General features: G+C 52.6%; 22 protein-coding genes and 1 other RNA gene. 9 read left to right on the top strand and 14 right to left on the bottom strand.

Translation table 11 applies throughout. The features are described from left to right. Positions 1-55: 55 nt before the first annotated feature. The 9 genes from recO to rpoE form a co-directional block, all read right to left on the bottom strand. Positions 56-784: a DNA repair protein RecO gene (gene recO, locus LH22_RS07550; protein ID WP_038645361.1), complete on the bottom strand. Its 729-nt coding sequence runs from the start codon at positions 782-784 to the stop codon at positions 56-58. A gap of 3 nt (positions 785-787) precedes the next feature. Next, entirely contained in the window at positions 788-1,690 is a 903-nt protein-coding gene (gene era / locus LH22_RS07545) for a GTPase Era (protein ID WP_034825620.1), read from the bottom strand. Positions 1,691-1,744: 54 nt separating this feature from the next. Continuing rightward, positions 1,745-2,425, bottom strand: coding sequence for a ribonuclease III (gene rnc / locus LH22_RS07540; RefSeq protein ID WP_038645358.1), 681 nt, complete (start codon positions 2,423-2,425; stop codon positions 1,745-1,747). A gap of 132 nt (positions 2,426-2,557) precedes the next feature. Beyond that, positions 2,558-3,529 (bottom strand): signal peptidase I, encoded by a 972-nt coding sequence (lepB, locus tag LH22_RS07535; protein ID WP_038645356.1) that lies wholly within the window; start codon positions 3,527-3,529, stop codon positions 2,558-2,560. Positions 3,530-3,538: 9 nt separating this feature from the next. Then, positions 3,539-5,338 carry a translation elongation factor 4 gene (gene lepA, locus LH22_RS07530; RefSeq protein ID WP_038645354.1) on the bottom strand — a complete coding sequence of 600 codons (1,800 nt, stop codon included), beginning with the start codon at positions 5,336-5,338 and terminating at the stop codon, positions 3,539-3,541. A 218-nt stretch (positions 5,339-5,556) separates the two neighbouring features. Then, positions 5,557-6,021, bottom strand: a complete 465-nt coding sequence (gene rseC / locus LH22_RS07525) for a SoxR-reducing system protein RseC (RefSeq protein ID WP_038645352.1) — start codon at positions 6,019-6,021, stop codon at positions 5,557-5,559. After that, a complete protein-coding gene (rseB, locus tag LH22_RS07520) occupies positions 6,018-6,974 on the bottom strand; it encodes a sigma-E factor regulatory protein RseB (RefSeq protein WP_034825608.1) in 957 nt (318 codons plus the stop codon). The genes rseC and rseB overlap by 4 nt, the downstream gene beginning before the upstream one ends. Further along, a complete protein-coding gene (rseA, locus tag LH22_RS07515) occupies positions 6,974-7,633 on the bottom strand; it encodes an anti-sigma-E factor RseA (RefSeq protein WP_038645350.1) in 660 nt (219 codons plus the stop codon). The genes rseB and rseA overlap by 1 nt, the downstream gene beginning before the upstream one ends. A 27-nt stretch (positions 7,634-7,660) precedes the next feature. Further along, a complete protein-coding gene (gene rpoE, locus LH22_RS07510) occupies positions 7,661-8,239 on the bottom strand; it encodes an RNA polymerase sigma factor RpoE (RefSeq protein ID WP_038645348.1) in 579 nt (192 codons plus the stop codon). A 442-nt stretch (positions 8,240-8,681) separates the two neighbouring features. Between rpoE and nadB the strand changes: the two genes are divergently transcribed. Continuing rightward, a complete protein-coding gene (gene nadB / locus LH22_RS07505) occupies positions 8,682-10,301 on the top strand; it encodes an L-aspartate oxidase (RefSeq protein WP_038645347.1) in 1,620 nt (539 codons plus the stop codon). On the opposite strand, the gene trmN is transcribed toward nadB, so the two are convergent. Beyond that, positions 10,286-11,035, bottom strand: a complete 750-nt coding sequence (gene trmN / locus LH22_RS07500) for a tRNA(1)(Val) (adenine(37)-N(6))-methyltransferase TrmN (protein ID WP_038645345.1) — start codon at positions 11,033-11,035, stop codon at positions 10,286-10,288. The two genes, nadB and trmN, sit on opposite strands and share 16 nt — an antisense overlap. A gap of 137 nt (positions 11,036-11,172) precedes the next feature. On the opposite strand from trmN, the gene srmB reads away from it, so the two are divergent. Next, a complete protein-coding gene (gene srmB / locus LH22_RS07495) occupies positions 11,173-12,501 on the top strand; it encodes an ATP-dependent RNA helicase SrmB (protein WP_038645343.1) in 1,329 nt (442 codons plus the stop codon). 198 nt (positions 12,502-12,699) lie between these two features. Here the strand turns inward: srmB and grcA are convergent, their stop codons facing one another. Further along, a complete protein-coding gene (gene grcA, locus LH22_RS07490) occupies positions 12,700-13,083 on the bottom strand; it encodes an autonomous glycyl radical cofactor GrcA (protein WP_038645342.1) in 384 nt (127 codons plus the stop codon). A 264-nt stretch (positions 13,084-13,347) separates the two neighbouring features. Here grcA and ung point away from each other — a divergent pair, with 264 nt between their 5' ends. Then, positions 13,348-14,025, top strand: coding sequence for a uracil-DNA glycosylase (gene ung / locus LH22_RS07485; protein ID WP_038645341.1), 678 nt, complete (start codon positions 13,348-13,350; stop codon positions 14,023-14,025). Positions 14,026-14,074: 49 nt separating this feature from the next. Here ung and grpE read toward each other — a convergent pair whose 3' ends face one another. Continuing rightward, positions 14,075-14,653, bottom strand: a complete 579-nt coding sequence (gene grpE / locus LH22_RS07480; protein WP_038645340.1) for a nucleotide exchange factor GrpE — start codon at positions 14,651-14,653, stop codon at positions 14,075-14,077. 122 nt (positions 14,654-14,775) lie between these two features. Here grpE and nadK point away from each other — a divergent pair, with 122 nt between their 5' ends. The 3 genes from nadK (at position 14,776) to bamE (ending at position 17,933) form a co-directional block, all read left to right on the top strand. Next, a complete protein-coding gene (gene nadK, locus LH22_RS07475; RefSeq protein WP_034825588.1) occupies positions 14,776-15,654 on the top strand; it encodes an NAD(+) kinase in 879 nt (292 codons plus the stop codon). Positions 15,655-15,739: 85 nt separating this feature from the next. Continuing rightward, complete coding sequence (gene recN, locus LH22_RS07470) at positions 15,740-17,401, top strand: DNA repair protein RecN (protein ID WP_038645339.1); 1,662 nt, start codon at positions 15,740-15,742, stop codon at positions 17,399-17,401. A gap of 184 nt (positions 17,402-17,585) precedes the next feature. Next, positions 17,586-17,933 (top strand): outer membrane protein assembly factor BamE, encoded by a 348-nt coding sequence (gene bamE, locus LH22_RS07465; RefSeq protein ID WP_038645338.1) that lies wholly within the window; start codon positions 17,586-17,588, stop codon positions 17,931-17,933. Between the two features lie 54 nt (positions 17,934-17,987). On the opposite strand, the gene LH22_RS07460 is transcribed toward bamE, so the two are convergent. Together LH22_RS07460 and LH22_RS07455 are read right to left on the bottom strand one after the other, a co-directional pair. Further along, a complete protein-coding gene (locus LH22_RS07460; RefSeq protein WP_038645335.1) occupies positions 17,988-18,278 on the bottom strand; it encodes an RnfH family protein in 291 nt (96 codons plus the stop codon). Next, positions 18,271-18,705: a type II toxin-antitoxin system RatA family toxin gene (locus LH22_RS07455; protein WP_034825580.1), complete on the bottom strand. Its 435-nt coding sequence runs from the start codon at positions 18,703-18,705 to the stop codon at positions 18,271-18,273. The genes LH22_RS07460 and LH22_RS07455 overlap by 8 nt, the downstream gene beginning before the upstream one ends. A 158-nt stretch (positions 18,706-18,863) precedes the next feature. Here LH22_RS07455 and smpB point away from each other — a divergent pair, with 158 nt between their 5' ends. The 3 genes from smpB to LH22_RS07445 all read left to right on the top strand — a co-directional run bounded on the left by smpB (position 18,864) and on the right by LH22_RS07445 (position 21,139). Next, positions 18,864-19,346 (top strand): SsrA-binding protein SmpB, encoded by a 483-nt coding sequence (smpB, locus tag LH22_RS07450; RefSeq protein WP_034825578.1) that lies wholly within the window; start codon positions 18,864-18,866, stop codon positions 19,344-19,346. A 44-nt stretch (positions 19,347-19,390) separates the two neighbouring features. Beyond that, positions 19,391-19,752: a transfer-messenger RNA gene (gene ssrA, locus LH22_RS20145) on the top strand. Between the two features lie 193 nt (positions 19,753-19,945). Further along, positions 19,946-21,139 (top strand): integrase domain-containing protein, encoded by a 1,194-nt coding sequence (locus LH22_RS07445; protein WP_038645333.1) that lies wholly within the window; start codon positions 19,946-19,948, stop codon positions 21,137-21,139. The last annotated feature ends 20 nt before the right edge of the window (positions 21,140-21,159 follow it).

Below are 21,159 nucleotides of genomic sequence, written 5' to 3'. Positions count from 1 at the left end.
GGTTCAGTGTGTTTGCAGTGTACCGTGCTGAGCATATCAGGCGGTACGACCAGCGCTAGTCGTTTGCCACATCGGGCTTCTTTTTTGGCACAAACTGGCGAAACAATTCCTGGCTCTTCAGCGGTTTTCCGCCCAGATAAGGCTTAAGCGCCATACGCGTGAACCGCTTGGCAGCACGCAGGCTGTCGGCATCAGGAAACTCACGTGCCCACAGCGCACGCAGCTGGCGACCGGTGAAACTGCGTTGGTTCACCACCAGGCTGGCGATAAAGCCCTTCTCTTCACGGTAGCTGTACGTCATGCCGTCATCGATCTCTTCACCACTGCCCGCACAGTGCAGGAAATCCACGCCGTAACCCAGATGGCCCAGCAGCGCCAGTTCAAAGCGACGCAGCGCCGGTTCAGGCGTGCCGCTGCCTGCGGCCAGCATCTGGATGCAATGGAGATAATCAAAGAAAAGATCGGAGAAAGGAATTTCCTGCTCAAGCACGCGGGACAGCAGTTCGTTAACGTACAGCCCGCAATAGAGCGTGATGCCACTGAGCGGTAATGCCAGCGACACCGCTTCGGCGCTGCGCAGCGTTTTGACTTCGCCACGCCCGCCCCAACGCACCAACAGCGGCGTGAAGGGTTGGAGTGCACCTTTGAGTTGGGAACGGCGCGAGCGTGCGCCTTTGGCGAGGACGCGGACGCGCCCTTCGCTTTCGCTGAACAGATCGAGCAGGAGGCTGGTTTCGCTGTAAGGGCGACTATGCAGCACAAAGGCGCGTTGCCAGCCTTCCATCAATTATTCGTCTGTATAGCCCAGGCTGCGCAGTGCACGTTCGTCATCCGCCCAACCCGATTTCACTTTAACCCACAGTTCGAGATGCACTTTAGCTTCAAACATCTCTTCCATGTCTTTACGCGCTTCAATACCGATGGTTTTAATCTTGGCGCCTTTGTTGCCAATCACCATCTTCTTCTGCCCTTCGCGCTCGACGAGGATCAGACCGTTGATGTCATAGCCACCACGATCGTTAGAGACGAATTGTTCGATTTCCACGGTCACTGAGTAAGGCAGTTCGGCACCGAGGAAGCGCATCAGTTTTTCACGGATGATCTCAGACGCCATAAAGCGCTGTGAGCGATCGGTGATGTAATCTTCCGGGAAGTGATGGTCAGATTTCGGCAGGCATTTACGCGCGATAGCGGCAATCGCATCGACGTTTTTACCGCTTTCCGCCGAGATCGGCACGATCTCAAGGAAGTTCATCTGCTGGCTCAGGAACTGCAGATGCGGCAGCAGAATAGTTTTATCCTGAATATTGTCGACCTTGTTAACGGCCAGCACCACCGGCACTTTGCCGTCGCGCAGCTTGTTCAAGACCATTTCATCGTCCGGCGTCCAGCGGGTGCCTTCAACAACAAAAATCACCAGCTCCACATCACCAATTGAGCTGCTGGCAGCACGGTTCATCAGGCGGTTAATCGCCCGCTTCTCTTCCATGTGCAGCCCTGGGGTATCCACGTAGATCGCCTGATAAGCGCCTTCGGTGTGAATGCCCATGATGCGGTGACGCGTGGTTTGCGGTTTACGCGAGGTGATCGACACTTTCTGCCCCAATAACTGGTTCAGTAAGGTGGATTTGCCGACGTTAGGTCGGCCGACAATCGCGATAAAGCCGCTGTGTGTTTCGATTTCGCTCATTCGAGTCCTGACTTGGGCAGCGTCGCTGTCGACGCTGCGATATGACTATGTATTTTATTCGAGACCAAGCTTAATTAATGCCTGCTCAGCGGCAGCTTGCTCTGCTTTACGGCGGCTGGAACCTACACCCACCACCGGGTCTGCCATGCCACTCACCTGACAGTGAATGGTGAATTCCTGATCGTGGGCTTCACCACGCACTTGCACCACCAGATAAGAAGGCAGCGGCAGGTGACGCCCTTGCAGAAACTCCTGCAGACGCGTTTTTGGATCTTTTTGCTTATCACCCGGGCTGATCTCATCAAGGCGATTTTGGTACCAATCGAGGATCAGTTTCTCAACGGTTTGAATGTTGCTGTCGAGGAAGATACCGCCAATCAGCGCTTCAACCGTATCAGCAAGAATCGATTCGCGACGGAAACCGCCACTCTTCAACTCGCCCGGTCCGAGACGTAAACATTCGCCGAGTTCAAACTCACGCGCCATCTCTGCCAGGGTATTGCCCCGCACCAGCGTAGCGCGCATGCGGCTCATGTCACCTTCATCCACACGTGGGAAGCGATGATAAAGCGCATTGGCTATCACATAGCTGAGAATAGAATCGCCAAGAAACTCAAGACGTTCATTGTGCTTGCTGCTGGCACTGCGGTGAGTCAATGCTTGCTGCAGTAGTTCCGGATGAGTAAAAGTGTAGCCCAGTTTGCGCTGCAGCTTGTTAATAAGGATGGGGTTCATGCGATTCCAGTTATTCTGTGCGTCTGTAACTCTGCATACGAAACAGGGCTGAGCTTCCAACACGTTCTGTTTCGTGTGCAGTGGCCCCCCGAAAGAGGCCAACCGTGTTGCCCACCGCAGTGGGCATAATGCTTAGTGGATTCCGCCGATGCGACTTAAGCGCACGCCCGTAGGCCACTGTCCTTCTTGTTTCTCAAAGCTCATCCAGATAGCCACCGCTTTACCGACCAGATTCTTCTCAGGCACAAAGCCCCAGTAGCGGCTGTCGGCGCTGTTATCGCGGTTATCACCCATCATGAAATATTGCCCTTCCGGCACGATCCACGTGGATTGCGGCTGACCCGGCTGCTGATAATACATGCTTGCCTGGCTCTGCGCTTCGTTTACTAACAGGATATCGTGCGTCACCGTGCCCAGCGTCTCTTTACGTGTTCCCAGACGCAGGCCGCCCTTCATGGTTTCGCCCTGTGGTGCTTCAAAGAAGCCGTTGCCGGCTTCATTGCCATCAAAGCCGCTGAAGGTTTGAATGAAGCGGCTTGGCTCCACGTTGGTATAGGTGATCGGCAACGCAGTATCGCATTTGCCTGTGCCACAACCCGGGTTAACCGTCAGCGTTTTGCTGTAAGGATCAAACACCACTTTGTCGCCCGGCAGACCGATAACACGTTTAATGTAATCGACGCTCGGATCTTTCGGGTATTTAAACACCGCCACATCACCGCGCTGCGGATGACCCGTTGGGATCAGCGTGGTTTGAGTAATCGGATCTTTGATTCCGTAAGCAAACTTCTCCACCAGAATAAAATCACCAATCAGCAACGTCGGCATCATGGAACCTGATGGGATCTGGAACGGCTCAAAAATAAATGAGCGAACGATCAGTACCACCGCCAGCACCGGGAACACCGATGCCGCCGTTTCTACCCAGCCTGGCTGAGCCGCCACTTTGGCCAGCGTTTTGCCGTCCAATGCGTTACCTGCCTGCGCTTGTGCAGCTGCCTGCTTAGCACGACGCGCCGGAGCCCATTTAAAGCGATCGATACACCAGATAACACCGGTTATTAGCGTGGCGATCACCAGAATCAGGGCGAACATATTAGCCATTAAAGTTCCTTATTTGCTGTCTTTACCGACATGCAGAATGGCAAGGAATGCTTCCTGCGGCAGCTCAACGTTGCCGACCTGCTTCATTCGCTTCTTACCGTCTTTCTGCTTCTGCAACAGTTTCTTCTTACGGCTCACGTCACCGCCATAGCATTTCGCCAGAACGTTTTTACGCAGCTGCTTGACCGTTGAGCGAGCGATAATGTGGTTGCCGATTGCCGCCTGAATCGCAATATCGAACTGCTGACGTGGGATCAGATCTTTCATCTTCTCCACGAGGTCGCGGCCACGATACTGAGAGTTATCACGGTGGGTAATCAGCGCCAGCGCATCTACACGTTCTGAGTTAATCATCACGTCGACACGCACCATGTCAGAGGCCTGGAAACGTTTAAAGTTATAGTCCAGCGATGCATAGCCGCGAGACGTTGATTTCAGACGGTCGAAGAAGTCGAGTACCACTTCTGCCATCGGGATTTCATAGGTCAGCGCAACCTGTTTACCGTGGTAAACCATGTTGGTCTGCACACCGCGTTTCTCAATACACAGGGTGATCACGTTGCCGAGGAACTCCTGCGGCAGCAGCATGTGACACTCGGCGATCGGTTCGCGCAGTTCTTCAATATTGTTCAGCGGCGGCAGCTTGGATGGGCTATCGACATAGACAGTTTGACCATCGGTCGTCAGCACTTCATAGACAACCGTCGGCGCAGTGGTGATCAGGTCGAGATCGTATTCACGCTCCAGACGTTCCTGAATGATCTCCATGTGCAGCAGGCCAAGGAAGCCGATGCGGAAGCCAAAGCCCAGCGCCGTTGAACTCTCTGGTTCGTAGAACAGTGAGGCATCGTTCAGGCTCAATTTGCCCAGCGCATCACGGAATGCTTCATAGTCATCAGAGCTGATCGGGAACAGACCGGCATAAACCTGTGGCTTCACTTTTTTAAAGCCTGGCAACACTTTGTCAGCAGGATTACGCTGCAGCGTTAAGGTATCGCCTACTGGCGCGCCGAGGATGTCTTTGATTGCACACACCAACCAGCCCACTTCACCGCAATTGAGTTCATTACGGTCAACCTGTTTCGGTGTAAAGATGCCTAAGCGATCAGCGTTATAGGTCTGACCGGTGCTCATCACCTTCACTTTGTCGCCTTTGCGCAGCGTACCGTTCTTGATACGAATCAGTGACACAACGCCCAGGTAGTTATCGAACCATGAGTCGATGATCAGCGCCTGCAGTGGGCCTTCCGGATCACCTTCCGGTGGTGGGATATCACGCACCAGACGCTCAAGCACATCCGGAACGCCAACGCCGGTTTTTGCCGAGCAGCGCACGGCATCAGCCGCATCAATACCAACGATATCTTCAATCTCTTCCGCCACGCGCTCAGGATCGGCCGCAGGCAAGTCGATTTTGTTCAAAACCGGTACCACTTCCAGATCCATTTCCATTGCGGTGTAGCAGTTCGCCAGCGTCTGTGCTTCAACGCCCTGACCTGCATCGACCACCAGCAATGCCCCTTCACAAGCCGCTAACGAGCGGGAAACTTCATAGGAGAAGTCAACGTGGCCGGGAGTATCGATAAAATTGAGCTGGTAAGTTTCACCGTTCAGCGCTTTGTAATCGAGCGTTACGCTTTGCGCTTTGATGGTAATGCCGCGCTCGCGCTCCAGATCCATAGAATCCAGAACCTGCGCCGCCATCTCACGATCGCTGAGGCCACCACAAATCTGAATCAAGCGGTCAGAGAGCGTTGATTTGCCGTGGTCGATGTGTGCGATGATGGAGAAATTTCGTATGTGCTTCATTTATATGAATATCTTCACGTAAAAAATCAGTGGAAAACTTGAGCACAGACACATTCAGGAAAGTGAGCTTTACCCGGAATCCTGTCAGCCTCATTAATGACGACGCATATTACACTGTTAACGCCGCGCGTTAAAGAATGGAACTGTGGGGAATCGCAACAGATTTCAGCGGGTAAGCCTAAATGAAAAAGCCGCGCGTTGCGCGGCCCTGGCAGGGATCAACCTTCATTTTCTACGCGTATGGCATCGGGCGGTAACGCAACGCTGAGGATGATCGGCTGAAAGGCTTCCCGATGACCGAACACGCTGGAAACCCCTTTAGCCACAATAAAGCCACCAATGCCGCCTAACAGCGCACCGCAGGCCGCCGCCAGATCACTGTGGAACAGCATCTGAAACAGACCTGCGACTAAAAACAGGCCAAACAGCGGCGTCATGTAAACCAGCAGCGCTGAACCCAGCAGACTGCTTTCACGGATACCCAATTCAATGCGCTGTCCGGGCTGTAAAGGCTCCGGGCTGGCAATGGTCATGACATGAGCATTTTTCGGCCCAAGTTGATTGAGCGCGTGGCTGCCGCAGCCTTTGCGGGCTGAACAGCTGTTACAGGAGGTTTTCGCTTCCGAGTGCAGCGTGGCAATGCCTTTTTCCCACGCCACCACGGTGGCCCATTCTCTCATCATTTTTGTGCACCTGAATCTATGCTGTCCGCGATACGTTTGGCCGTTGCAGGCGGTAATTCGCCCACCACGGTGATTTCACGATTATCGCGCACTTCTGTCTGCACCGTACGACGCCCAGTGCGCAATGACTGCGGCACACTGCTTTTATCGGCAGGCGTAATGTTGATAGCAAAGCTGAATAAGCCATCGCTGTACAGACGAGATTCTACGGTTTTATTCATGGCTGGCATATCGCGGCGACTCTGCGAAATCAGTGTCATACCCGCAGGCAACCAGCCTGGCTGCCAGCTGAGCTGCACTTTATCGCCCGCCGGTAATGACAGCGTTGGCGGCAGATTGGCTTTTTCCAGCCCCTGCATCAGATTACGCACGCCTTCATCCACCGCAAAGCTGATGACACGGAACTGCTCCAGCGTTTCACCATCGCGATCCAGCAAATCGATGCGTAGCGGCAATTTAGTATCAACATCCAGCCACACGACATAGCTGTAACGCGTGCCATCACGCGACACGATGCGCACCACTTCGCACATTTGATCGGCCATACGCGAACGTCCTACCGGAATAAAATCGTAGGCATCACCAAGGCGGGAGAAATCAGCAAACATCAATGCAGGCAGCGCATCAATAATGTGATTGCCCGGTAGCGAGAAGGGATCAAGCCCTGGCTCGAAGTAGCTGATGTCATTGCCACGCTGAATCACTTCACGACGCGGCCCATCCATCTGCAACAGTTGGGCAAAGATACGATTATCGATAACTGCATGACGATAACGCAGAGATTCAATGCCAAGACGAGAGACATTGATGTAGGCGAATTCGTAGTTGAGGTTCTGGCTTGCCTGCTCCATCTGCTGTAACAACGCCCCGGAAGCAGATGTCTGCGCCGGGGCGGTGGAGGACCAAAGCAGGCTGCCTGCCAGCAGGCTAACGGCACACCAAAGTTGCTTCATTACTGCTGTTGAGTTCCTAACGACTGATTTCCGGGAACGTTAGCTTGCGCCTGCTGTGGATCATTCTTTTGATCGAACTGGACCTGATCAGCATGCAGACGGCGTTGCAGTTCATAGTCCTGCAGCATGGCATTCACACGACGACGCTGTTCCTGCACCTGCTGGTTAGAGCTATTGGTGTCAAACGCGTCAGAAGGGACGCCAAGACTAACAGGAGAAGCTTTACCCATCATCGGCAGCGTATTAAACGCTGGAGAATCTGAGGTTTCCGTTGCGCTGCTGCCAGGCTGAGTATTGTAGTGCTGAACACCTACAATCACTGCCAGCGAGACACAGGCAGCCACACCAATCTGCGCCAGTTGTGCAGTCCAGGTGCCGCCACGGCGCCAGAACGGCATTTTCTCCCAGCGTGATGGCTCAGGCTGCGCTTCAGGAATCAGCGGAGTCACTTTGCGCAATGGCTCATTTTCAATGGCCGCTGCAACGCGTGCGGAGATATCAAAATGCAGCACTTCACCGACATCACCTCGTAAGGTGTCGCGGATTAGATGGTAGCTCTCCCAGCTTTTTTGAAGATCTGCATCCTTCGACAACGACGCCAACAGCTCGTTATCGAGAGTTTCACCATCCATTAAAGCGGAAAGTTTTTCTTTCTGCATGCTTTGGTACCCTTCCAGTAGCCGTTATCACTGACGTTGGATAAGCGGTTGAACTTTATTATCAATGGCCTCTCGGGCACGGAAGATACGCGAACGAACGGTACCCACCGGGCAATCCATGATGGCGGCAATCTCTTCGTAACTTAAACCATCCAACTCCCTGAGGGTGATGGCCATACGCAGATCTTCGGGAAGCGCCTCAATGGTCCGAAAAACAATTTGTTTCAGTTCCTCTGACAACATTAAGTTCTCAGGGTTCGAAATTTCTTTTAATGCACCCGCACTTTCGAAATTTTCTGCATCGATCGCATCCACATCGCTGGATGGCGGACGACGCCCCTGAGCCACTAAATAGTTTTTTGCTGTATTCACCGCAATGCGGTACAGCCATGTATAAAAGGCGCTATCGCCACGGAAAGATTCCAGTGCGCGATACGCTTTAATAAAGGATTCCTGAACCACATCAGGCACATCGCCTGAAGGGACATAACGTGAAACCAGGCTCGCCACTTTATGCTGGTATCGAATAACCAGTAAATTAAATGACTTTTGATCTCCCTTCTGAACCCGCTCAACGAGAACCTGATCCGTTAACTGCTCGCTCATCCGAGGTAATGTCTCCCCAAATCTCTTTTTATGCGTAAGTGAACTGCCAGCACATCTCATTGTTCTGAGCAAGCATGCGCTTAGAGTCATATGTTGGCCTGAAGTTCACCACGACCAGATATTTTCCGTATCGGAACCACGACATCATTGTTGTTGATTGTCTTTCAGTGTAGCGACTTGCTACGCCGTTGGCGTCATTTGCGGCACCGATAATCGCTGGGAGAGTACCCTATGACGCCCTAATTTTCATCTTTATTACCTGAATTTTCAGAGTGTTTGGTATAAAAAACACGATGTGCCTATTTTCGGACATAACTTACTGAAATCGCGTGATTATGTCGCTGCTCTGGATAATTTTACCGCGTAATTTGTTCAAAATACTTCACAGGCCCGGCTTCCAGGCTTATGCTCGGGAAACCTTTTGTTTAGTAAATTAAACACCATGACGTCGAATCCTGATTACCAATGTGATGTGTTAATTGTGGGTAGCGGTGCTGCAGGCCTGTCTCTGGCGCTGCGACTGGCACCCTATTACCAGGTGACCGTGTTAAGCAAAGCACAGGTGAACGAAGGTTCGACGCTGTATGCCCAGGGCGGTATCGCCGCGGTGTTTGATGAAACAGACAGCATTGAATCTCACGTCGAAGACACCTTGATCGCCGGTGCTGGCTTGTGTGAACGTGAAACCGTTAGTTTTATTGCCAGCAATGCGCGCCATTGCGTGCAGTGGTTGATTGATAACGGCGTGGCCTTCGACAAGGAACCGCAGAGTGACGGCGAAGCGCGTTACCATCTGACGCGCGAAGGTGGGCACAGCCATCGTCGAATTCTGCACAGCGCCGATGCCACTGGCCGCGCGGTTGAAACCACGCTGGTGAGCCAGGCGCTGAGCCATCCCAACATCCGCATTATTGAACGCACTAACGCCGTTGATTTAATTCTTTCCGATAAACTGGGGCTGCCCGGTAAGCGTCGGGTAGTGGGTGCGTGGATCTGGAACCGCAATCGCGAACAGATGGAAACCTGCCGTGCTCGCGCGGTGGTATTGGCCACTGGCGGTGCAGCAAAAGTATATCAGTACACCACCAACCCGGATGTGGCCTCTGGTGATGGTATTGCGATGGCATGGCGTGCTGGGTGCCGTGTCGCCAATCTGGAATTCAATCAGTTCCACCCCACCTGTTTATTCCATCCTCAGGCACAGAACTTTTTGCTCACGGAAGCGTTACGCGGCGAAGGCGCATGGTTGCTGCGCCCGGATGGTACTCGTTTTATGCCTGATTTTGACGAGCGCGCTGAACTGGCCCCGCGCGATATCGTAGCGCGCGCTATCGATCATGAAATGAAGCGTTTGGGTGTCGATTGCATGTATCTGGATATCAGCCACCAGCCAGAGAGTTTTGTCCGCGCGCACTTCCCGATGATCTACGAGAAACTGCTGACCTTCGGACTGGATCTGACCAAACAGCCCATTCCCATTGTTCCTGCCGCGCACTACACCTGCGGCGGCGTGATGGTGGATCAGCAGGGCCGTACCGATGTCGATGGGCTGTATGCCATTGGCGAGGTGAGCTATACCGGCCTGCACGGTGCCAATCGTATGGCATCGAATTCTTTGCTGGAGTGTCTGGTGTATGGCTGGTCTGCGGCGGAGGACATGATTCGCCGCTTGCCGGATGTTGCCGCCGTCGAGCAACTGCCGGCCTGGGATGAAAGCCGGGTCGATGACGCGGACGAACGCGTCGTTATTCAGCACAATTGGCATGAACTGCGCCTGTTCATGTGGGATTACATGGGAATTGTGCGCACCACCAAAAGGCTTGAGCGCGCACTGCGCAGGATTAATTTACTGCAGCAGGAAATTGATGAGTACTACGCGCATTTCCGTCTATCCAACAACCTGCTGGAGTTACGCAACCTGGTGCAGGTGGCGGAGTTGATGGTGCGCTGTGCGCTGGAACGCAAAGAGAGCCGTGGCCTGCACTATACGCCTGATTATCCCGATCAACTCTCTGAGGCTTTACCGACTCAGCTCCAGCCAGAGCATTATCGGAACAGATAAAAATCACTCACCAGGCTCAGCCAGTCAGCCGAGTAGCTCTTATCCTCATCACGAATGGCGAGACGCTCCAGCAACGTTTCGCCTGCTGTTGGCGAGAAACCTAACACCAGACGATTCGGCGGACGTTGTGCATAAGCCGCCACATCGTAGCGATACCGCAGATGCCAGCCTTCGGCCAGCGCCAGCTGAATGAGATTCTCTCCGGCATCCTCGGGCAGCACCACGCAAAAGAGACCTTCTTCTTCAATTAACTGAGCAGCACAGCGTAATAATGTGGGATGGTCCAGCGTGGTGGTACTGCGCGCGTTATCACGCTCCGCGCTGGCTGACGCGGTTCCCGGTGAAAAAAAAGGCGGGTTACTGACAATCAGGGAATAACGTTTTTCCGCTTGCTCGCTCCAGCTGACGATGTTTTGTTGATGCACCGTGATGCGATCGGCCCAGGGAGAAGCCTGCACATTTTCTTCAGCCTGGTTGGCCGCACTGGCATCCAACTCGACCGCATCCAGCATCACCTGTTGTGGCGTACGCTGTGCCAGCATCAGCGCAATCAATCCGCTGCCGCAGCCAATATCCAGAATTCGTCGCGCGCCGGCCACCGGCGCCCAGGCACCCAGTAACACGCCATCGGTGCCGACTTTCATCGCACAGCGGTCATGCGCCACGAAAAATTGCTTAAAGGTAAAACCATCTTTTCTTAACATTGCCCGCGTCTGCGGCTGGTCCTGAGACATACTTCACTACCGTTGAATTATCTACTGCGGGGAGTGTAACGTGGTCGTGAGGGGAATTCACCTTCACCTGCTGCACACAAACAGATGAAGATTATGTCTGTTCTGTCTATAATCAGCGCCCCAAACTGAGGTAGACCATGACCGTAACCACATTCTCCGAACTCGAACTTGACGAAAGCCTGCTGCAAGCGCTGCAGGAAAAAGGCTTCACGCGCCCCACTGCCATTCAGGCTGAGACCATTCCTGCCGCGCTGGAAGGCCGTGACGTTCTGGGTTCGGCGCCAACCGGAACGGGGAAAACCGCTGCTTTTCTGCTGCCCGCTTTACAGCATCTGCTCGACTTCCCACGCAAAAAATCGGGCCCGCCACGTATTCTGATCCTCACGCCAACCCGCGAACTGGCGATGCAGGTTGCCGATCACGCACGTGAGTTGGCTAAACACACGCACCTGGATATCGCCACCATCACCGGTGGTGTGGCTTATATGAACCACGCCGAAGTATTCAGCGAAAACCAGGACATCGTGGTGGCCACCACCGGTCGCTTGCTGCAGTACATCAAAGAAGAAAACTTTGACTGCCGCGCGGTTGAAACTCTGATTCTGGATGAAGCCGACCGCATGGTCGACATGGGCTTCGCGCAGGATATTGAAACCATCGCAGCAGAAACCCGCTGGCGCAAACAGACGCTGCTGTTCTCCGCCACGCTGGAAGGCGAAAATATCAAAGACTTCGCCGAGCGCCTGCTGAACGATCCGGTATCAATCGAAGCCGATCCCAGCAAAAGCGAACGTAAAAAGATTCAACAATGGTTTTATCGTGCTGACAACCTTGAGCACAAAACCAAGCTGTTGGTGCATCTGTTAAAACAGCCTGAGGCCAAGCGCGTGGTTGTGTTTGTGCGTAAACGCGAACGTCTGCATGAACTGGTGACCTGGCTGCACGAAGCCGGTATTCGTACCAGCTATCTTGAAGGTGAGATGGTGCAGGTAAACCGCAATGAAGCGATTAAGCGTATCAACGAAAATCGCGTCAACGTAATGATTGCGACCGATGTTGCGGCACGCGGAATCGACATTGATGACGTCACTCACGTCATCAACTATGACCTGCCACTCACTGCCGATATCTACTTGCACCGCATTGGTCGTACGGCACGTGCTGGACGTAAAGGCACGGCGATTTCGTTGGTTGAGGCACATGACCATGTGCTGCTGGGTAAAATTACCCGTTATATCAACGAGCCGATTAAAGCGCGCATCATCGAAGAGTTGCGTCCGGAATCACGTGCACCGAGTGCTAAAGTCACGGGTAAACCGTCGAAAAAAGCCCTTGCTAAGCGTAAAGAGCGCAAAGAGAAAGAGGCTGAAAAACCGCGTGTTAAGCAACGTCATCGCGACACCAAAAATGTCGGTAAACGTCGTCAGGCAAGCGGCAGCAGCACACCAGAGAGCGGTGCAGAATAAATCAGCACGCATTCAACAAAGCGCCTCTGATGAGGCGTTTTTTTTATCTTTTAGCCTGCCAAAATAGCGCTTCGGTTATATTTTTTCTGTCAATCGCCCATCCAGCAGTCCCTTTCAGGATCGATAAAAACAAAAAAGCCGCACCGAAAGGTATCGGCGCGGCCTGGATTGCTGTGTGACTTTTCGTCAGCCGATCAATTACAGACTTTCAGTGAAAGTACGGGTAATCACATCGCGCTGCTGTTCGGGCGTAAGCGCATTAAAGCGCACCGCATAACCAGACACTCGAATGGTCAGCTGCGGATATTTTTCCGGATGCTTTACCGCATCTTCTAAGGTTTCGCGACGCAGCACGTTGACGTTCAGGTGCTGGCCACCCTCAATACGCACCTCGGGTTTCTGCTCCAGCGGGATTTCACGGTAAGCAATGTCGCCCAGATCGCTAATAGCAACGATCTGATCTTCCGTGAAATCGCCTTTTGCGCACAGGCAACGGGCTTCCGCTTTCTCATCATCCAGCAACCAGAATGAGTTCAGCAATTGTGGGTTATTGGCCTGAGTAATTTGAATACCGGTAATCATAGTGACCTCCAGGGCTTTAGTGCGCGATATTTGATATCACGCGGTGAATCCATTGATCTGACACATTGATATATCACCGGGGCTTTGGGGCCGTTTTGACCTGTATCAATTATGCTGCCAGGCAAAACTCACCTCATCGCTAACAAATTGATTTAAAACCATTCCGCTCAAAAACTTTCTCTGCAATTTTTCAAATTATTTTTACCCTTCTGCTGCCGCGTGCGACACGTTAAGCTAGGCGCAAATTTTTGCAGGGAGTTAAAGATGGCTGAGAAGCTGACCTGGCACGACGTGCTGGCTGAAGAGAAAGAAAAACCTTACTTCGTCGAAACCTTAAAAGCGGTAGCCAACGAACGCGCAGCTGGAGTGACCGTTTATCCACCGCAAAAAGACGTGTTCAATGCCTTCCGTCTGACTGAGCTGGGCGACATTAAAGTGGTGATTCTGGGTCAGGATCCTTATCACGGCCCTAATCAGGCGCACGGTCTGGCGTTCTCTGTGCTTCCCGGCGTGCCCACTCCTCCTTCGCTGCTAAATATGTATAAAGAACTGGAGAAGGATATTGCGGGCTTTACGCGCCCACAGCACGGCTTCCTCGAAAGCTGGGCCACACAAGGTGTGATGCTGCTGAACACGGTGCTAACGGTAGAAGCCAGTAAAGCGCATTCCCACGCGCGGTTCGGCTGGGAAACCTTTACGGACAATGTGATTAGCGCGATCAATCAACATCGGGAAGGCGTGATTTTCTTGCTGTGGGGTTCGCATGCGCAGAAGAAAGGCAGCATTATCGATACGCAACGTCACCATGTTTTAAAAGCGCCGCACCCCTCGCCGCTTTCGGCCCATCGCGGCTTTTTTGGCAGTAAGCACTTCTCGCAGGCGAACGCGCTGTTAAGCCAGTCCGGCCAGACGCCTATCGACTGGATGCCCGTTCTGCCTTAAAAATAAAAACGGCCGCAATCAGCGGCCGTTTTTGTATTCAGCAGGGTAATTAGCCTTTGGCTTTGGTTACTGCCACCATCGCTGGACGCAACAGGCGACCATTGAGGGTATAACCACGCTGCATTACCATCAGTACATGGTTCGGTGCCATGTCTTCTGATTCAATCATCGACATCGCCTGATGCACATCCGGGTTGAATGGCACGTTGGTTTCACCGACCACTTCAACACCATACTTACGCACGGCACCCAGCAGGGATTTCAGCGTCAGTTCGATGCCTTCAATCATCGAAGCCAGTTCGGTGTTCTCTTTATCAGCCACTTCCAGCGCGCGCTCGAGGCTATCAATCACCGGCAGCAGTTCGTTGGCAAATTTTTCCAGCGCAAACTTGTGCGCTTTTTCCACATCCATTTCGGTACGGCGACGGATGTTTTCAATCTCCGCCTGAGCGCGCAGCTGTGCTTCACGCACGCCGCCTTGCGACTGGGCTAATTCCGCTTCCAGTTGCGCGATACGCTCATCACGCGGATCCACCTCAGTTGCCGTCTCTGCGTCCACGTGCTGCTGATCCTGTTGAATTTCGTCTGAGACTTGCTCGTTAGGGGTGTTCTGTTCTTTACTACTCATGAATTTCTCCGCGTTTTGCACATTCATCTCGCTGGTTGGCTTATTATGGGGATCAGTTTGACGGTTTCAAGTGAACCCATCACATTGCCTGGCCGTTTTGGCTTATGAGGAACACGCGCTAAATGAACAAACACTTTAACTGCATTGGGATTGTCGGCCATCCGCGCCATCCTACTGCGTTAACCACCCATGAAATGCTCTGGCGCTGGCTGACAGCAAAAGGCTATGAGGTGATCGTCGAGCAGCAGATTGCGCGCGAACTGAACTTGAAAGATGTGGAAACCGGCAGCCTGGCGGAAATCGGCCAACGTGCCGATTTAGCCGTGGTAGTGGGCGGTGACGGCAATATGCTGGGCGCCGCACGCGTGCTGGCACGTTATGACATCAAAGTGATTGGGATTAACCGCGGTAATCTCGGTTTTCTCACCGATCTCGATCCCGATAACGCACAGCAACAGCTGGATGATGTGCTGCAGGGCGAATACTTTGTTGAAAGCCGTTTCCTGCTGGAGGCGCAGGTGTGCAAAGAAGCGTGCTCGCCAAGGATTGGAAGCGCCATCAATGAAGTGGTACTGCACCCGGGCAAAGTCGCCCACATGATTGAATTTGAAGTGTATATCGATGAGGTTTTTGCCTTTTCCCAGCGTTCGGATGGGTTAATCATCTCCACGCCTACCGGCTCAACCGCCTATTCCCTCTCTGCGGGTGGCCCGATACTGACGCCATCGCTGGATGCCATCGCCATTGTGCCCATGTTCCCGCACACGCTTTCCGCACGTCCGCTGGTAATCAACAGCAGCAGCACCATTCGTCTGCGTTTTTCATCGTTGCGCAGCGATCTGGAAATCAGCTGCGATAGCCAGATTGCGCTGCCTATCCAGGAAGGGGAAGATGTGTTGATTCGCCGCAGCGCGCATCATCTCAACCTAATCCATCCTAAAAATTACAATTATTTTAATACCTTAAGCTCGAAACTCGGCTGGTCAAAAAAATTGTTCTGAAAATCACCGCCAGCCACTTTACTGTATAAAAAACCAGTTTATACTGTATGAAAAACCATATCTGTTTTTACATACAGGTGATTTCATGCTGGCACAACTGACCATCAGTAACTTTGCTATCGTTCGTGAACTGGAGATCGACTTTCATCGTGGGATGACAGCGATCACGGGGGAAACCGGCGCAGGTAAATCCATCGCAATTGATGCGCTGGGCCTGTGCCTGGGCGGCCGCTCTGAAGCAGATATGGTGCGTCAGGGTGCCAGTCGTGCCGATATCTGCGCGCGTTTCCAGCTCAAAGCTTCACCCTCCGCCCAGCGCTGGCTGGTGGACAATCAGCTCGATGAGGGCAACGAATGCCTGCTGCGCCGCGTGATCAGCGCCGATGGCCGTTCCCGTGGCTTCATCAATGGCACTTCGGTGCCGCTGTCACAACTGCGTGAGCTGGGTCAGCTGCTGATTCAAATCCACGGCCAGCATGCCCACCAGCTGCTGCTTAAGCCGGATCACCAAAAACATCTGCTGGATGCTTACGCGGCCCATGATGACCTGCTTGATGAGATGCGTCAGCACTACCAGCGCTGGCATCAAAGCTGTCGTGCGCTGGCTCAGCATCAACAGCTGTCGCAGGAGCGTGAAGCACGCCGTGAACTGCTGCAATATCAGCTGAAAGAACTTAATGAATTTGCCCCGCAGCCGGGCGAATTTGAGCAGATTGATGAAGAGTACAAACGCCTCGCCAACAGCGGACAACTGCTCTCTACCAGTCAGCAGGCACTGCAAATTCTCGCCGATAGCGATGACACCAACCTGCAAAGCTTGCTGTATAGCGCGCGCAATATGCTGGGCGAACTCGTGTCGCTGGATGACAAAGTGAGCGGCGTGTTCAATTTGCTGGAAGAGGCAGCGATTCAACTGAGCGAAGCCAGCGATGAGTTGCGCCACTATTGCGAACGTCTGGATCTCGATCCCAACCGTCTGCATGAACTGGAACAACGTCTGTCACGCCAGATTGCCCTCTCTCGTAAACATCATGTGTCGCCAGAGACGTTGCCGGTGCTGTATCAGCAGTTGCTGGACGAAGCAGAACAGCTCTCACAACAAGAGAGCGATCAAGAAACGTTGCAAAACGAAGTCGGTTCACACCATCTGGCGGCCGTCGCCTGCGCGGAAAAACTGCATCAACTGCGTCAGCAGGCTGCGCATGAACTCAGCCAGCTGATCACCCAAAGCATGCGTACCCTGTCGATGCCGCACGGTCAGTTTGCCATTGAGCTGGAGTTCAAAGCCGATCAACTCACGGCGGATGGCGCCACACGAATTGATTTCCGTGTGACCACCAACCCTGGCCAGCCGTTACAACCGCTGGGCAAAGTGGCCTCGGGTGGTGAGCTTTCGCGTATTGCGCTGGCGATTCAGGTGATTACCGCTCAGAAAATGGAAACGCCGGCCATGATCTTTGATGAAGTGGATGTCGGTATCAGCGGCCCAACCGCAGCGGTCGTCGGTCAGATGCTGCGTCAACTTGGTGAATCCACGCAGGTGATGTGTGTGACGCACTTGCCACAGGTTGCCGGTTGCGGACATCAGCACTTCTACGTCAGCAAAGAGACCGATGGCGAGATGACCGAAACCCATATGCAGCCGCTGGATAAACGAGCCCGCCTGCAGGAACTGGCTCGTTTGTTAGGCGGTAGCGAAGTCACGCGCAATACGCTGGCCAATGCAAAAGAACTTTTAGCAGCCTGATTTCGCACTTTTTTCTGGCCCGGTGGTCATATGCTTGCTCTGTAGAGGTTTCCAATAGGACAAAGGTTTATTATCATCGGCAGTTATATCGCCATAATAAAGCCTGCCGTAAGCAGAGTTCAGAATTTGATGGCAACAAAACAGCCTGACAAAAGGCGTTTGGCCCCAGAAAAGGAATGTATAGATGCGCTGTAAAACGCTGACTGCCGCGGCAGTGGTAATGTTGATGATGACCGCCGGATGTTCCACCCTTGAGCGCGTTGTATATCGTCCGGATATCAATCAGGGCAATTACCTGGTCGCCAACGATGTTTCGAAGATTCACACCGGCATGACGCAGCAGCAGGTTGCCTACACTCTCGGCACACCGATGATGCACGATCCGTTTGGCAGCAATGTCTGGTATTACGTGTTCCGTCAGGAACCGGGCCATGAAGGCGTGAAGCAGCAAACCCTGACGCTGACCTTTGACAGCAACGGTACGCTGACCAACATTGATAACAAACCGAAACTCACTGGCAGTGAAGGCTAAGTGAACGGCAACAAAAAAGGCGCTTAAGCGCCTTTTTTTGTGTCTGTAATTCCGCTACTTATTGCTCGCCGAACGTTCTGCTCGCTGGCGACGCATCTCTTTGGGATCCGCAATCAGTGGACGATAAATCTCCACGCGGTCACCATCCTGAACGCCATCACCTAGCTTTACCGGCCGGCTAAAAATGCCCACCTTATTGCTTGCCAGATCGATGTCTTTGCGCAGTGATAACAAGCCCGAGGCTTTAATCGCCTGCTCGACGGTCGCGCCCTCTTCCAGCGTTACCGAACGCAGGTACTGCTTGTTGGGCAGCGCATAAACTACCTCAACGGTGATATCAGGCACGGTAAACCTCTTTCGCGCGCTGACTGAACGCTTGCACCATACTGTTGGCCAGTTCTTTGAAAATACGACCGAACGCCATCTCCACCAACATATTGGTGAATTCGAAGTCGAGGCTCAGCTCAACTTTGCAGGCATCATCACCTAAAGACGTGAAGTGCCACCCACCGGTCAGCTTACGAAAAGGGCCATCAACCAGCTGCATTAAAATGCTCTGATTGCTGATCAACGTGTTGCGGGTAGTAAAGGTTTTACTGATGCCTGCTTTAGAGACATCTACCGCTGCCGTCATCTGATTTCCGCTATTATCCAATACACGGCTGCCGGTGCAGCCCGGAAGAAACTGAGGATAAGCGTCCACATCATTCACGAGTTGGTACATCTGCTCAGCGCTATAGGGGACCAACGCCGAACGGCTAATCTGGGCCATAATGGTTCCTGTTCATCACAAAACCGTTGAATAATACCATTTTCGGACACCAAACAAAATTCACGGGTTTGCCAGCTGTGCTAAAATAGAGTGTTTTTTACCGCCCCCAGGACAGGGGGATGCGCCCACAGACTGAGTGATGTAGACTACGCCGCACTATGACAAAGAAAAAAGCTCACAAACCCGGTTCAGCCACTATTGCCCTCAACAAACGCGCTCGCCACGAATACTTCATTGAAGAAGAGTTCGAGGCAGGGATGTCGCTACAGGGATGGGAAGTTAAATCACTCCGCGCCGGTAAAGCCAACATCAGCGACAGCTACATTTTGCTGCGCGATGGCGAAGCCTATCTGTTCGGTTCCACCTTCCAGCCGCTGGCCGTTGCCTCTACACACGTGGTGTGTGATCCCACGCGTAGTCGCAAGCTTTTACTGAAGCAGCGCGAACTCGATTCGCTTTACGGTCGTGTGAACCGCGAAGGTTTCACCGTGGTTGCACTGTCGATGTACTGGAAAAACGCCTGGGCCAAGCTGAAGATCGGCGTGGCGCGCGGTAAGAAAGAACACGACAAGCGTAACGATGTGAAAGATCGCGAATGGCAGATGGATAAAGCACGTATTATGAAGAATTCAAAGCGTTAAGCACTGGATTCAACCGTCACTTTTCTGTAGTATAAGAAGTTCTTGGGGCTGATTCTGGACTCGACGGGATTGTGAAGCCTTAGGTGCATGTCGAGGGGCGGTTTGCCTCGTTAAAAGCCGCAAAAAAATAGTCGCAAACGACGAAAACTACGCTTTAGCAGCTTAATAACCTGCCAAGAGCCCTCTCTCCCTAGCTTCCGCTCTTAAGACGGGGATCAAGAGAGGTCAAACCCAAAAGAGATCGTGTGGATGCCTTGCCTGGGGTTGAAGCACTAAATCTAATCAGGCTAGTTTGTCAGTGGCGTGTCTGTCCGCAGCTGGCCGGCGAATGTAAAGACTGACTAAGCATGTAGTACCGACGGTGTAGTAATTTCGGACGCGGGTTCAACTCCCGCCAGCTCCACCAAAATCCTTCGAAGATGATTCCAGAGTCATCCGTAGAAGTCCTAGAAGCCCGCACGGCACAAGCCCTGCGGGCTTTTTTGTGTCTGTAATCTTCCGAGACGATCCGCCTGAATCCAGAGATAATTGGTACACGTTTAGGTACACGCTATAATGTGTACCTAAAAACGTGTACCAATTATGGACGGAAACCAGTCATGGCGCGGATGACACGCCCCCTCACCAACAACGAAATCCTCAAAGCTAAGCCTCAAGAAAAGGACTTCACGCTGCACGATGGCGACGGGCTTTTCATGCTCGTAAAAACATCCGGTAAAAAACTGTGGCGTTTTCGCTACCAGCGGCCAGAAAGCGGCAGTCGTACAAACCTCAGCCTTGGTTCATACCCTGCCCTAACGCTCGCTGTCGCACGCCAAATGCGTGACCAATATTTGACGCTGCTTGCACAAGGGATCGACCCGCAGAAGCAGCAAGAGGAAGTTTCTGAGCAACGCCAAATCGAGCTGGATAGCATTTTTTCGGTTGTGGCCGGGAGGTGGTTCCTGCTTAAAAGCAAAAGCGTCACTGAGGATTACGCCAAGGATATTTGGCGATCGCTGGAGAAAGACATATTCCCTTCTATTGGTGAGATTCCTGTTCAAACACTCAAAGCCAGAACGATCGTTGAAGCACTGGAGCCGATTAAAGCTCGCGGGGCGCTTGAGACAGTTCGCCGCTTAGTGCAGCGCATCAACGAGATCATGATTTATGCGGTTAACACCGGTTTGATTGATGCAAACCCAGCTTCTGGTGTCGGGATGGCTTTCGAAAAGCCAAAAAAACAAAACATGCCAACATTACGCCCGGAAGAACTGCCCAAGCTGATGCGCTCATTAGTGATGTCCAATCTCTCAGTCGCCACTCGCTGTTTAATCGAGTGGCAGCTTCTTACCTTAGTAAGACCAGCAGAAGCCTCCGGCACACAATGGGCGGAAATCGACTTCGATATGAAACTTTGGGTTATTCCAGCTGATCGCATGAAGGCCAAGCGAGAACATGTCGTTCCATTGTCGAAACAAGCTCTGGAGATTCTTGAGGTTATGCGTCCTATAAGTGCTAACCGACAGTACGTTTTTCCAAGCAGAAACGATCCTAAGCAACCAATGAATAGCCAAACTGCAAATGCGGCCTTAAAGCGCATTGGTTACGGCGGAAAACTTGTTGCTCATGGCTTACGGTCGATTGCAAGTACCGCATTAAATGAGGCGGGTTTCAACCCTGATGTTATTGAAGCAGCATTAGCCCATAGTGATAAAAATGAAGTTCGCAGAGCTTATAACCGCTCAACATATTTAGATCAAAGAAAAGAACTCATGGAGTGGTGGGGGAATAAAGTATATAACAAACCTTAACCCCCTAATATTTACGTGGT

The organism is Pantoea rwandensis (assembly GCF_000759475.1).
Lineage (GTDB): Bacteria > Pseudomonadota > Gammaproteobacteria > Enterobacterales > Enterobacteriaceae > Pantoea > Pantoea rwandensis_B.
This window is presented reverse-complemented; position numbering and strand designations above follow the sequence as displayed.